Source organism: Halobellus clavatus (genome assembly GCF_900107195.1).
GTDB lineage: Archaea > Halobacteriota > Halobacteria > Halobacteriales > Haloferacaceae > Haloquadratum > Haloquadratum clavatum.
Window position 1 is genome coordinate 126,469 of record NZ_FNPB01000007.1, and the last position, 12,458, is coordinate 138,926.

Sequence of the window (12,458 nt, forward strand, 5' to 3'; positions counted from 1 at the left end):
ACAGCTTATGTTGGTTAATCGTTCTCTGTGTACGCGAACGCCGTCAACGGTCAGTTGATTCAGCTTGCTGGTACGTATTGAGCCGACCGCTACGATCGACGGTGATCTGTCCCTCTTCTTCGAGCTTCCGGAGTTTATTATAAATTCGGTGATCGGGGAAGTCCAGCTCTTTTCGGAGGTCTTCGATCGTTTTCGGGCTCTCCAGCGAGACGAGCAACGCGTTCTCGAGACAGTACGAGACGAGCCGGTCCGTGATTGGCGCGACAATATTGTGTCGCTCGTCGAGGACATCGAGCGTATCGAGCACAGCAAACGAGAAGAATTGGCCAGTGCGATCTTCCTGGGTCTTGATCTCTCGGAAGATGCTCTCCCAGTCGAGGCCGGCTTGTCTGGCGATCAGTGCGGCATCTTCGAGATCGCCTTCGCGTTCCGTAATCGATTTGAACACGAAGATGTCGGTCAGCGAGAGCAGATGTACGTGAAGATTGCCGTACTCGAATGATTGGTCGCACCGCTCGATCATCGCCGGCGTCAACTGGAGCTGGCCGGCGACCGCCTCCACGAAAATATCCCAGCGCGGAAACCCTTCCTTCTCCAGCACAATACTGGGATCAAGCTGGTTGTATGCCGCTTCCAAGTCACTACGCTCCTCGTATCCCAGGTCCTGAAGCGCTTCGGCGATTGCAAAGAACGTCTGTCCGTCCTCAACGACGATGTCGACGTCTTTCGTCGAATCTTTCAACCCACGCAGAATGAGGTTGCCGCCTCCGAGAAGATACACGTCGACAGGCGTCTCCAGGTGGTCGCCAAGCTCTTCGAGCCCCCGTCGAAGGCTATCTTCCGGATGTTGGCCGCGCGGATAGACCCCATAATCGTTCGCGAGATCGATGAATTCCTCCCACGGGAGAAAGAGCTCATCGTGGTGGACCTCCCGCTGATCGATGTATGCAAAGAGATCTGCCCATTTCTCGATACACTCCCACCTGTGTGCGAGCCGCCACAAGTCGCTGGCGTCAAGGCTCGCGCGGTGCGTCAGATAGAACACGCCAGCCATCGCCATCTGTTTCTTGGTCTCAGCGACGGTCACCGCATGGATCAGAACCGCTTCGAGTCCCAGCGACCGATCACCGTGATAGACGTAGGTCTTCGCTGGGTGATAGTCAACACCGTAGCGAGTGAACGCCGAGAACGCAGTCGGCGTCCCATCGACGGTGTCCTTGCTCGTTGCGACCAGTCGGTCGCTGTTCGCGCGATATTCGGTTTCGAACGGTGTCGTTCGGGTTCTCGCTTCGAGGAACGACCGAAGCGTGTCATCGGTGATAGCATACCCGTCGTCCGTGTGTGCGATCGCACCCGTCTCCTGGATCTCGTTCAAATGCTTGTAGAGCGTGGACTTGGCGAACCCCTGTGTTTGTAACTCCGAAATCGTCTTCGGACCGTCGAGCAGCGCACCCAAAATGTCCTCTTTCGTCCCTATCAGCACGTTCTCGAGTGCGTAGCGGTCGAGGAGCTCGGCAAGCAGTGATGCTTCGTATGTGGGGGCCAGTTGGACGCCGTCAGTTCGGTCTACAAGATGGGCGTTTTCGAGGTCGCCAACGACCTCCGACGTCCAGCTCTGACTTTTATCGATGGCATCGGCTAATTCGCCAACAGAGTAGGACTGATCCCGCAAACAGTCGATTACCCGTAGCTCCGCTTCTCTCATATATTCCAATTTCACCGATGTATTTATAAATATATCGGTGAGGATGGAATACAGATACCGGACGCTCAGTGTGGGTCGTCAAATGGTGAGGCGTTTGTACAAACGTATTTCGGAGAGACAATTCGATCTGCGAGTCGAACTACTCGAGAGGCGACGTGAACAGGCGCCGATCCTCATCAAGCCACTCGATTTCGTGGTACGTCACGTCATTCTGAATGTCGTATTCAAGCATAAGTGGATCCGAACGGTGGGCTGTAAGCTTCCCCCACCCTACTCCCTCACAGCGCTGGCATTCGCTTCGCCAAGCTTCCTCTGTGGCCTACTCGTTCGCTTCGTCCACTCCCTGAAGCTGGAGGTTCCGCCTCGGATACGCTGACCAAGCACGAAGTCGGCGTACCTTCTCTGCAGCGTCGAGAACGGTGCTGTTCAACGACGAACTATGGGTTTGTGCCACCATCGACGGCGTCGAGATCGGGCTCGTCGAACTCGAGGGCTTCCGCAACAGCGTCGGGAAGCTCCGGGCGAGGGGCCGATTCGTGGCGCTCGATTTTCTCGGTCTTGCGCGTATTTTCGTAGAGGGCGCGTGCGACCGGAAGCCCACGGAGATACTTGTAGTCGTGGAGGACTTCGACGCCCCGCTCCGTGAATCCGTAGAACTGGGCGGGGAGATCACGTTTCCCCTCGCTTGGATCGTACGTGTAGCGTGCGAGGAGCCCGGCGTCGATCAACGTCTCTAACTGGTCTTTGATGGCTGCCTGACTCTTCCCGGTCATATACTCGAGTTCGGCGAGCGACATTAGATGGGCGGGGTGGCCCAGCAGCTCTTGGATGATGAGATGGCGCGTATCCTGGGACAGCAGCTTGAACAGCCGCTGCTGTTCCGCGAACGGCCCTGCATCGGCCGCACCAGTGTCGGTTTCGCTCATACGTGCTGGTACGAGAAGCGACGCAATAACGGTTCGGGTTATCCAAGTTGGTTAACTCAGAAAAAACCAAAGTGGTTCAGAAAGGATAAGATGGTGTAGTTTGAATCGGCAGCTCATGACCGGCCCAAGCCCGCCGCCGGACGCTGGGGAGATTATGACCGTTGTTCACGAGGCCGTCGGGGGCATCGAACTTGAGCCTGCAGAGAAACGGGAAATCTGGCGGTTCACCCAGCGTGAATTGCCGTATCTCTGGAGTCAGCGGACATCGTATTTCATCTTGGGGAGCTATCGCGACCCCTATATCCGCCGGCTTCGCGCTGTCCAAAACGAACTCACGAAGCAGCTCGGTGCCTATCCGTTCATTATGGGTGATCTCCTCGAACTTCCGACTGACCGGCTTAATACGTTCGATATTATGTTTTCGTTGCTCGCGACGTACAGCGACTACATCGTCGGTGTCTTCGAGAAGGAGAGTGGTGGGGAGTCGCCTGAATTGGGCGAGACCGATGACCCACCGTATTTCGACAAGTCGTACGTGTTCCCACGTGATTACGCGTGGGTGACTGACGAGAACCTTGACTCGACACAGCACGTCGTTCAGGCCGCCCTTGAGATAGCGTTCACAGACGATTTGTCGGCGGATGAAGTCCAAGCAAACGTCGAGTCGCTCGTTGATCGCGCCCAAGAGAACGGTCTCGACATCGACGAACAGGAGGTGTGGGATGTGATCGACGACCGCGCAGATGAGGGCGAAGAGCCGGCAACGTACAGTTGGGTCCATCTCAACAAATTCCGTAAATTCGAACTCCACGAACGGTGCTTCCCGTGGACGACAGAGGACGAACTTCGAACTGTGGTTGACGAACTCCCGTCCCCGACACCACGTCCGGAGTGGGAAGAGCGTGAGGGCCAGTGAATTATACGCTGAATTGGCGCAATACCACGGCCATCAGGCCGTGGATACGCGCCGTCACTCCGTGACACGTTCTACTGACTTCGACAGGACTGGATATTCCACCATTCTCAATCCCATTCTTTACAAGAGAAGCGATTATAAGCAATTATACAGGCGTTCAGAATGCTGGAAGTCCACCGAACCCATCGAGCGAAAATCCTCAATTACAGTCAGGTAGAGGGCTCGCTTGACCGACACGGGTGGAGTGCCAGCAAACTCTGGAACGTCGCCAACTACCACTCCCGAGAAGTCTGGGAGGAGACCGGGGAGATTCCCGACCACGAGGAGTTAAAAAACGAGTTGAAAGGTCACGACAAGTACAAGGGACTGCACAGTCAGTCCAGTCAGCGGGTTCTGGAGGAACTCGCTGAAGCCTTCAACTCGTGGTACTCCAGTGATGACGAACGGGACAATCCGCCCGGCTACCGCAAACAAAACTACTACGACCAACAGGGTCGTCGCGTCCACGAAGAACACCCACGCAGTACGGTGACGTGGAAACAGAACGGCATCCGACACGACACTAAGAACAACCGTGTCCGCCTCTCCAAGGGAGCGAGCCACAAAGAACATCCGAAAGCGTGGGAGTACATCCTTGTCGAATACGAGACACGCCCCGGCGTCGAGGTTGAGAACCTGCAACAGGTTCGTGCTGTCTACGACCAAACAAAGGAGCGATGGGAGTTACACCTCGTCTGCAAGGACGAAATCGAGACTCCCGATGCTCCCGGAACCGAGACTGCGGGCATTGATCTCGGTATCAGCAACTTCGCCGCTGTCGCCTACAGCACCGAAGACGCCGACCTCTATCCCGGCAACCGCCTGAAACAGGACGGGTACTACTTCCCGAAAGAAATCGCCAACTGTGACGACAGCAGTGGCGACAGGGCCACGCGACTTCATCACAAATGGTCGGAACGCCGCACCCACTTCTTCCACAGTCTCGCCAAACACATCGTGGAGAAATGTATCGAGCGTAGTGTGGGTCGCATCAATATCGGGGACTTGGAAGGCGTCCGCGAGGACGAGAACGGCAAGTCGAAGAACTGGGGTCGGCACGGCAACCTCGACCTACACGGGTGGGCGTTCGACCGCTTCACGTCGATCCTCGAGTACAAAGCGAAAGTTGAGGGCATCGAGGTCATAGAAGTGTCCGAACGTGACACGAGTAAAACGTGTTGCGTTTGTGGAAGAGAAGACGACAGTCAGCGTGTCGAACGCGGGTTGTACGTCTGCGAGTCGTGTGATGCGGCGTTCAACGCGGACGTGAACGGGGCGGAAAACATCCGTCTGGACATCAACGAAGAAAGTAACTCCGAGTCTACCGGGCAGTTGTCCGGGGATAGGAGTACCGGCTGGTTGGCACAGCCCGGAGTCTCCCTGTACGACCTCTCCTGCGGATTCCAACCGCAACGAGAGGTGGGAGACTCCAAACCCTAATATCCCAACCTCGGGATTCCTCCGCGTTCACGCGGAGGAGGATGTCAACCTGTCCTACTCGCTTGGCGGTACACTCATCATCGTGAGTCGGCCCGGTAGTTTACTCTCGGGTAAACTACTTTACTACGCCCGGTCGAATACATCGGTATGGAGGCTGGTTCGGGTGTTGGTGACGACACCACACCACGGGAAGTCATCCACTTCATTACACAGCAGACACGGTTTTCGCTTATCAGCGATATTCTCGCTCACCCCCAACAGCTCCCATCGATGTACGAACTCGAGGAGCTCAATCCCAGTGTGAGCGATGCGACCGTCTACAAGCACATCCAGAAGCTGATCGACGCCGGCATCGTCACGGAAGTTGCTTTGGACGACGACCAGCGCCGGCAGGGGTATCCCTGGAAGTTCTACGGCCTCACCGAAGACGGCCGCGAGTTCTTGGAGACGCACAATCTGCTCGCCGCGGAGGAGACACTTCAGCAGATCTACGACACCATCGCCGATAAGCCCGAGAAGATGGTCAAGTACGAGAACGCGCCCCGTCCAGATTAGGAGTGGTTGTCAGAGAATAGGGAGCGATAGTCTGCCGTTATTCCCGGAGGTTAGCCTGACTGACCGACTTCACGGACGTAGCCGCTCCGCTCAAGATCAAATTCTTCGGCTACGAGTCGAGGCTCATCAAGGACACCGCGGTGAACGTCGCAGATGTGGAAAACACGACGGTTGACTGTACCGACCATCTCGAACTCTGTGGTGGTATCCGAGAACTCGTACAGGCGATAGTCGTCGCGGAGGATCGAGACTATTCGTGGGCGACGGTCGTTAAGTGCCTCCAGCGACCCGACAACGGCGCTGCGACCAAGCGGATCGTCTATCGCCGACCAGCTCGGCATTGACCTCTCGGCGCGTGAGACGCCCCTCAAGTCATTCACGAGCGGGTGTCCGCTCCTCGACTCAATGCGATCCGAACAGGGAAGCTACGACAGTGAGTATCATCTCCGAATCAACGTCGACTGGGAGAGACTCGATTCGATGGAATGCTGATGCCAGGGCGGTCCGAAAGGTAGCGTGAATTAAGATGCTCCTCCAAGTACAGCGAATCAGGTAGATGGGTCACGTCTATTATCACCATCCGGGCGACAATCAGTTCTCTCTTGATTTTGTCCACGAGGCTCCATCAGAAATCGTTGCCAGGATTGTCGAGTACGACGATGACGTGGCGGTGAAGGTTCGCAAGTACGATCTTGACAGCGAGTTCTTCGGTATCTATACCTCCCGCGTCAGTGGTGGGGACGTCGGCGATCTCGACTTCGATCTTGGCGAAGCACTCTCTGAGATGGGTGCTGATAACGGTACCATCGTTGCCCGGCTCCTCGAGATCTATCAAGCGCTCATAGCCCAGAACGAGGAAGAAGAAGGAGTTCCCGTTGAAGCGTACAAGAGCATCGACATCGATGCACTCCCAGATGCGCTCAACCGGGTGTCGTGGGAGGGTAACGCGACTGATGTTGCAGGCCGTCTCGCCTCAAATCTCATTCTCAAACACGCGCTTCCAAATGCGAACCATCGGACTGCTGTTGCCCTGGTTCAGTTCTACCTCCGTCGGATCGCTCCCGATTTCTCGATGCCAGAGACCTCCGTGGAAATCGACTCAGAGACATACGACTGGCGGGAGTGGGTGAACGAATATATTAACGAGTCAAAGCGTCTCTTGACGGTTCGTCGGAAGAATGTGCTCCTCAAACATCTCTCTGATTTCGGAGCGACAACGCTTGAGCGGAAACACGAGGTCCAGATCGACCTGACGGCATACGAGCTGGATATGTATCCCGCAGAAGCGAAAACAGTCTACGCAACAGCGCACGAGGAGCTCTGGATCGAATTCGTCGAAGAGGCGGTTGAGCGCACCGACAACCCCGAGCTAATGGAAACCCCTGGGCTATCGAAGGCGGAGTTCGCAGAGAAAATTCGGACTCTCGAGTAAGCGGCGTGGGCTAGTCTTGGAGCGTCGCGACCGTGCGGCCGGTTTCTTCGGCCTCTTCGCTCCGCGACATCCCGTATGTTGCGAGAGCCTCCTCAACCGCGTCGTCCAGACTCATTGGTCAGGCAAATCTTGGCTCTGCCGACGGATAAAGTCTCGCACGATTTGCGTTTATCATTGCATCGGCTAACTCGTCAACCGTGCAGGACCGATCCCGCAAACAGTCGATAACCCGTAGTACCGTCCACTCTCATAGATTCTCATCTCTCCGATGTATTCATAATCATATCGGGTAGAGTGGAATACAGACTCTTGGCGCACAGATCGAGTCGTCAAATAGTGGGACGGTTGTGCAACCGTATTTTGGAGAGGCAATTCGATCTGCGAGTCCGAACTACTCGGGAGGCGACGTGAACAGGCGCCGATACTCATCGAGCCACTCGATCTCGTGGTATGCCACGTCGTTCTGAATGTCGTATTCAAGCGGGAGTGGATCCGAACGGTGGGCTGTAAACGTGAGGTTGGTCTCGATACAGGGCCCATGCTCTGAGACGCACTCGAAGCCATCGTCAACGGGGTAGACAACGCTAAACCAGCGAATCTGAAAGCCAAAGTGGTCACACACATCTCTGACGACGGCAGCGTCACAATAGGGCGTGTGGACCCACAGTTCCCCGCCAGCGTAGGCCTGATCTTTGACACACCAGACTGCATCAAGGGAGCGGAGAAACTGGGCAGCGCGATTGTAGTGCGCTTCAGTCAGGCGATCCCACCAGTGGTACTCCTCGGCGTCGTCAACGAGGAGCTGGAGGCAATCTCCACACACATCATACGCCCGTTCACCAAGGGAGATTTCGTGGAGTTTGTCGTACTGGGTGGTGTCACACGCATCGCACGACGGGGAAGCACCACTACCCTGGCATCCAGTGGATGATCGCTGTTCGGTGTGGTTGGAACACCCGCTGTTTGCACTCCCTGGCTTCTGAGATTCGTTTGAGTCGGTATTCTCGGTCATTGGTATCTAACCGAGAACCGTCAGTCACGACGTGTGACTGGGCTCCCGGCCACGACAGGCGACGTTCAGATGCTCGAACGACGGCTGTTGGGTTGGTGAGTACCAAGCCGATGTGAACGGGGCGATAAACATTGCAGACCGCTACCGTAGTGGAGAGAGTCACCGCCGAAGCGATCGGAATTCCGGGCAGAAGGCCGTTGACGATGACTCGGCTACGGATGGGGCCTCTTTGACCGGGCCACAAGACAGCCACGCAGATGCTGAAACCCAGCAGGAGACGCGTGGACCGTATGCGTCTTGAAACCAACAGGCCGCTACGCTCGGCCTGGAATCCCGTGGTGGGATTCCTCCGCGTGAACGCTGAGGAGGAGGTCAAGTCTTACGAGCCACCAATTCCGCGGCAGAACCCCAGCAGATAGCGTCAACACACCCAACCGCTACTCGCTAGAGCAGTACCAGCACGTTACACATTACGACAAAGAATTTGCAGAGTACCAAGCTCGCAGGGCCTGACTCATAGAGGAATCGGATGACGACTAGACCGATGAACGGCCCGACAATCTTCCGGCCGATATCCCGTCGACGGCCCGCAGTAGTATCTGTTCGTCAGGTTTTGGTTGGGATCCTCAATCGGAGTGGTTACTCCGTTTCTCCCTTTAGTTCGAGCAAGATCTGTTCGATCTAGGCTTTGAGTGGATTTCGGGCGACATCGTGGACCAAGCCAGCCTGTACGAGCATATTCAAGTCTTAAATGTCGCCGTTACGGCCCGTAGTCAGTTTGGTCAGAGTTTCGAGTGGTGTTACAGACTACAGGCGTAGAAACCGACGACACTATCTTAACCAACAAATCTATGGAATAGCATACTGTGTTGGTTAACACGGGATCAACCGATGTCATACGAACCCCCGACTCCACCGGCAGAACTCCCGACAGACCTCGTCAATACGCTCAACGAGTCCTCTTCTGAACAGCTCCAGTACGTTGCCCGCTACGCTGAAGAGCTAGCTGAGCACAAAGCTCGCGAGGCACGTCTCGAAGAGGACGCAGATGAAAGCGAAATCGAAGAACGCCCCGACGATTTGCCGGACGACGTCCCGGCGAAGGCCACGATCACGATCAAGGAGATTAACGACAACCGCTACTACTACTGGCAGTGGCGAGAGGGAGACAAAGTCACGTCCAAGTATAAGGGGCCAGTCAATCCGGACGAATGAGAGGGCAATTCGTCCGTTTATAGAGTTCCCACACCCCGTGTGCTATTTGATTTTGGCGCACTTGAAAAGGGGGGTAAACGCACCCCTCGTCCAGAATCAACTACCCTACCCTACTTCGCTTGGTCTGACGACCTCGCTCGTTGAGGGAGGGGTTTGTCGGTGGACTCCCCTTCTGCCGACACACGGTCGGAGGCCTGGAAATCGCCGTTCAGGTTCAGCATCCCCGACGTTAGAGCCAGTTGATAGGTGGCTCCTCCACTCGGAGACGTCTGCTCCGAGTGGAGACGCTTAGCAAGCTTGCGAGCGATGTTCTTGCTCGCGTTGTAGTCGGCGTTGAGTTCGTACCCGCACTTTTGACAGCAGAATTTATGTTTCGACGGCCGGTTCTCCTCCAGCGTACATCCGCACTTCGAACACCGCTGACTCGTGTACGCAGGACTCACTTGTTCGACAGCCACACCTTCAGCTTCGCTTTTGTACTCGACGTACTCGTAGAGTTGGCGGAACGCCCACGCGTGGAATCGCCTGGCGTCCGCCATTCGGTCGCGAATACCCGTCAGGTTCTCGAACGCGACGTGGGTCGCGTCCACCCGACGGGCTTCGCGGAGGATGTCGTTCGCAGCAGAGTGGAGTACCTCCTGTATCCAACGGTGTTCGCGGTCGCTCATCTGCTGGATGGTCAGGTGCGCCGAGCGGGTGCCTGTATCTTGGAGGCTTCCCCGTGTCTTCTCAAACTCACGCCGACGATGGTTGAGGTAGTCCGCTGATTCAATAAACGTGCCAGTGCTTGTGACGACGAAGTACCCGTCAACGTTCAAGTCCACGCCGAGAACCGTCAGGTTCTCGCTGTGCGTGTCCGAACTTGAACGCTCTTCTTCGCTATCTGCTATGGTGCGTTTCATACGGGCGTGGAGGTAGAACACGTCTTCAAAACGGTCGTACTGAAGCGTGGACATGCGGAACTCGAAGTCCTCGTTCAGCAGGTAGTCACCAATCGGCGTTCCATCCGTGTCGTCGGGGAGGACGTATTCACATTCGACGCGTCCATCAACGGTTGAGAGGGACACGTGGTCGCGGTAGAAGGTTGCACTTCGCTTGTCGTAGACGACGCTTCACGAGTCGAAGTGTGGTTGACTGGTACGATCGCCGCGCTTCCACGCTTTGACACCGCTTTTTACTGCCTCGACAGCACGCCGAATCCCCTTCTGGACGAGATTGGCCGTTAGGTCGGTTTCCTCTCGAAGACGGTCGTAGAGAGCGTCTTCGGCTTTCTCTTTGCTGGTGACGCAGTATTCGTTTGAGGAGTCTCGCCACGCCCATTCACTGGTCTGGTTAGCACAGTAGCGGAACTGATCAGCGGTTTGATGGAGGGCGTCCCGTCGCTGCTCAGGCACATCAAGCTTGACCTTGACGGTGCGAATGACCTCCATCTCCATTTCACATATTAAATTATTTCTTTATGAACGTTGGGCTCGTACAGGAGTTGGATCGATATTGCCCGTATTGGGTTGAGGTGTTATCGACTCCCCCGCGGACTACTGCGCTACTCGCTCCCATTGGTCGCTCCGTTCTTCCTCGAGAACGGGACATCCCTCTCGCAATTAGATGAAAGTAGTGAGGAGAAAGAAAGAATTTGAGATTAGATTAAGCCGTTAATAGTCGATAGAGCCGTTTTTACGCACGAATAGTCGAACAGGGTTCCACAGTTGAAGCATGGTTTTTCTATTTGAGACAGACCGCACCCCTGATCACGAGTGTATCCACTGATAGGTTCTCATCACACACCCCGTGTGCAAAGTGTAAATGTGCCGTATTCCGACGATAGAGAGTTATTCGGCTGGTTTTGTATATTGAATATGGCCTACAATCCGTGGGATGACACGGACGTACCGGACTCCGTGTAAGAGGTCAACCGCCTCGGGGTCAAGCCCCGAGGCTTGTCAGTGGACTCCCGCTCTATCCGCGCAGGGCGGAAGGCGTGTGGTCGCCGTTCGCTTTCAACGTCCCTGACTTGAGGGCCAGTTGACTGGTGGCCCGTCCAGCACCAGACTTGAGCCAGTGCCGGACAAGACGCCACCCGATGTTCCGAGCGGCGTTATAATCCGCGTGGAGTTCCTTTCCACAGTTCAAGCACTCGAACTCGTCACCATCGCGGTTATCCTCGTGGGTGAAGCCACACTCGCCGTGACTGCATCGCTGTGACGTGTACGCTGGAGCAACATCGTCCACGTCGATTCCGTGTTCTTCGGCTTTGTATTCGACGTGGCGGTGGAGTTCGCGGAACGCCCACTGCTGGAACTTCGAGGCGTTCGAGATACGCGTCCGTATGTGTTCCAAATTCTCGAACGCAATCGCCGTACAATCGTTCTCCACGGCTTCACGGACGATAGCCTTCGACACGCGGTGAAGGTAGTCCGCGCTCCACCGAGCGAACCGTGAGCCAATGCTCTTGATGGTGAGATGCGCGGAACGAGTTCCTGTCTGTTGCAGGTTCCCGCGCCGACGCTCGTACTCGTCGCGGCGGTGGTTGAGGTAGTCTGCGTTACCGAGGAAGGCTCCCGTGCTGGTGACGGCGAGGTATCCGTCTACATTCAAATCGACACCGAGAACCACTCCGTTCTCGGTCGAATCGTCGCTAGAATCAGCAGGTTCGACGTCTTTCTCGACTGCGATGTGAAGGTAGTACTTGCCGTCACGCTTGTGTAGTGTAGCTTCCTTCTTCTTCCATTCGTCCGTCCAATACTCCGCAATCGGCGTGCCCTCGTCGTCTTCGGGCGTGACGAACTCGGCGGTCACGCGGTCGCCTACAGTGGCGAGGGTCACGTGATCGTCGTGGTAGGTGATGGTGCGCCCGTTGTACACGACGACACTGCCTCGGAACTCGGGCTTGCTTGCCTTTTTGCCGTCGTCGAGGATGCGGTCTTTGCAGGTGCCGAGGGCGTCGGCGGCGATGTTGCGGGCGCTTTGAACGAGACTGGCTTGCAGACTGGTCTGCTCCCGAACCGCTGTGTAGGTTTGGTCGTGGAGTGTGTTCTTCGTGTCCTCGATCGCCGTGGGGTCGTCGCTCCAGCCAGCGTCAGCGACGTGTTGGGCCGCATAGCGGAATTGCTCGAACGTCTTATCGAGAACGCTGTGGTCGTCCTCGGGGACGTCAAGTTTTAGCTGGATGTTGCGGACGACCTCCATACTTCATCAGTATGTGTAAATATATTTGAACG

The 12,458-nt window shown here is 55.9% G+C and carries 10 protein-coding genes and 2 pseudogenes; 6 read left to right on the top strand and 6 right to left on the bottom strand.

What is annotated here, in order from left to right:
• Nucleotides 1-43: 43 nt before the first annotated feature.
• Together BLU74_RS11500 and BLU74_RS11505 are read right to left on the bottom strand one after the other, a co-directional pair.
• Complete coding sequence (locus tag BLU74_RS11500; RefSeq protein WP_089767420.1) at nt 44-1,705, bottom strand: transcriptional regulator; 1,662 nt, start codon at nt 1,703-1,705, stop codon at nt 44-46.
• 437 nt (nt 1,706-2,142) lie between these two features.
• The gene (locus BLU74_RS11505; RefSeq protein WP_089767421.1) at nt 2,143-2,631 is read right to left on the bottom strand and encodes a winged helix-turn-helix domain-containing protein; all 489 of its coding nucleotides are present in this window, start codon (nt 2,629-2,631) and stop codon (nt 2,143-2,145) included.
• Nucleotides 2,632-2,746: 115 nt separating this feature from the next.
• Between BLU74_RS11505 and BLU74_RS11510 the strand changes: the two genes are divergently transcribed.
• The 3 genes from BLU74_RS11510 (at nt 2,747) to BLU74_RS11520 (ending at nt 5,581) form a co-directional block, all read left to right on the top strand.
• Nucleotides 2,747-3,547, top strand: coding sequence for a DUF8170 family protein (locus tag BLU74_RS11510; protein ID WP_089767422.1), 801 nt, complete (start codon nt 2,747-2,749; stop codon nt 3,545-3,547).
• A 162-nt stretch (nt 3,548-3,709) separates the two neighbouring features.
• Entirely contained in the window at nt 3,710-5,026 is a 1,317-nt protein-coding gene (locus tag BLU74_RS11515; RefSeq protein ID WP_089767423.1) for an RNA-guided endonuclease InsQ/TnpB family protein, read from the top strand.
• 147 nt (nt 5,027-5,173) lie between these two features.
• A complete protein-coding gene (locus BLU74_RS11520) occupies nt 5,174-5,581 on the top strand; it encodes a MarR family transcriptional regulator (RefSeq protein WP_089767424.1) in 408 nt (135 codons plus the stop codon).
• A 50-nt stretch (nt 5,582-5,631) separates the two neighbouring features.
• Here BLU74_RS11520 and BLU74_RS18510 read toward each other — a convergent pair whose 3' ends face one another.
• The gene (locus tag BLU74_RS18510) at nt 5,632-5,961 is read right to left on the bottom strand and encodes a hypothetical protein (protein ID WP_139175747.1); all 330 of its coding nucleotides are present in this window, start codon (nt 5,959-5,961) and stop codon (nt 5,632-5,634) included.
• Between the two features lie 176 nt (nt 5,962-6,137).
• Here BLU74_RS18510 and BLU74_RS11530 point away from each other — a divergent pair, with 176 nt between their 5' ends.
• Nucleotides 6,138-7,013: a DUF8172 family protein gene (locus BLU74_RS11530; protein WP_089767426.1), complete on the top strand. Its 876-nt coding sequence runs from the start codon at nt 6,138-6,140 to the stop codon at nt 7,011-7,013.
• Nucleotides 7,014-7,404: 391 nt separating this feature from the next.
• On the opposite strand, the gene BLU74_RS11535 is transcribed toward BLU74_RS11530, so the two are convergent.
• Nucleotides 7,405-8,025 carry a hypothetical protein gene (locus tag BLU74_RS11535; protein WP_139175749.1) on the bottom strand — a complete coding sequence of 207 codons (621 nt, stop codon included), beginning with the start codon at nt 8,023-8,025 and terminating at the stop codon, nt 7,405-7,407.
• A 40-nt stretch (nt 8,026-8,065) separates the two neighbouring features.
• Here BLU74_RS11535 and BLU74_RS19335 point away from each other — a divergent pair.
• Together BLU74_RS19335 and BLU74_RS11545 are read left to right on the top strand one after the other, a co-directional pair.
• Nucleotides 8,066-8,326, top strand: a pseudogene (locus tag BLU74_RS19335) (RNA-guided endonuclease TnpB family protein); the annotation flags it as partial.
• A gap of 590 nt (nt 8,327-8,916) precedes the next feature.
• Nucleotides 8,917-9,240 carry a DUF6788 family protein gene (locus BLU74_RS11545; RefSeq protein ID WP_089767428.1) on the top strand — a complete coding sequence of 108 codons (324 nt, stop codon included), beginning with the start codon at nt 8,917-8,919 and terminating at the stop codon, nt 9,238-9,240.
• A gap of 110 nt (nt 9,241-9,350) precedes the next feature.
• Here BLU74_RS11545 and BLU74_RS11550 read toward each other — a convergent pair.
• Both BLU74_RS11550 and BLU74_RS11555 read right to left on the bottom strand, forming a co-directional pair.
• Nucleotides 9,351-10,670: pseudogene (locus BLU74_RS11550) on the bottom strand (RNA-guided endonuclease InsQ/TnpB family protein).
• A gap of 526 nt (nt 10,671-11,196) precedes the next feature.
• A complete protein-coding gene (locus tag BLU74_RS11555) occupies nt 11,197-12,426 on the bottom strand; it encodes an RNA-guided endonuclease InsQ/TnpB family protein (protein ID WP_089767429.1) in 1,230 nt (409 codons plus the stop codon).
• Between the last annotated feature and the right edge of the window lie 32 nt (nt 12,427-12,458).

What these genes read in the sequence shown, in the direction of transcription:
- BLU74_RS11530 (WP_089767426.1), top strand. Translation starts at nt 6,138, where the DNA reads ATGGGTCACGTCTATTATCACCATCCGGGCGACAATCAGTTCTCTCTT.
- BLU74_RS11520 (WP_089767424.1), top strand. Translation starts at nt 5,174, where the DNA reads ATGGAGGCTGGTTCGGGTGTTGGTGACGACACCACACCACGGGAAGTC.
- BLU74_RS11500 (WP_089767420.1), bottom strand. Translation starts at nt 1,705, where the DNA reads ATGAGAGAAGCGGAGCTACGGGTAATCGACTGTTTGCGGGATCAGTCC.
- BLU74_RS11505 (WP_089767421.1), bottom strand. Translation starts at nt 2,631, where the DNA reads ATGAGCGAAACCGACACTGGTGCGGCCGATGCAGGGCCGTTCGCGGAA.
- BLU74_RS11545 (WP_089767428.1), top strand. Translation starts at nt 8,917, where the DNA reads ATGTCATACGAACCCCCGACTCCACCGGCAGAACTCCCGACAGACCTC.
- BLU74_RS11510 (WP_089767422.1), top strand. Translation starts at nt 2,747, where the DNA reads ATGACCGGCCCAAGCCCGCCGCCGGACGCTGGGGAGATTATGACCGTT.
- BLU74_RS11555 (WP_089767429.1), bottom strand. Translation starts at nt 12,426, where the DNA reads ATGGAGGTCGTCCGCAACATCCAGCTAAAACTTGACGTCCCCGAGGAC.
- BLU74_RS11535 (WP_139175749.1), bottom strand. Translation starts at nt 8,025, where the DNA reads ATGACCGAGAATACCGACTCAAACGAATCTCAGAAGCCAGGGAGTGCA.
- BLU74_RS11515 (WP_089767423.1), top strand. Translation starts at nt 3,710, where the DNA reads ATGCTGGAAGTCCACCGAACCCATCGAGCGAAAATCCTCAATTACAGT.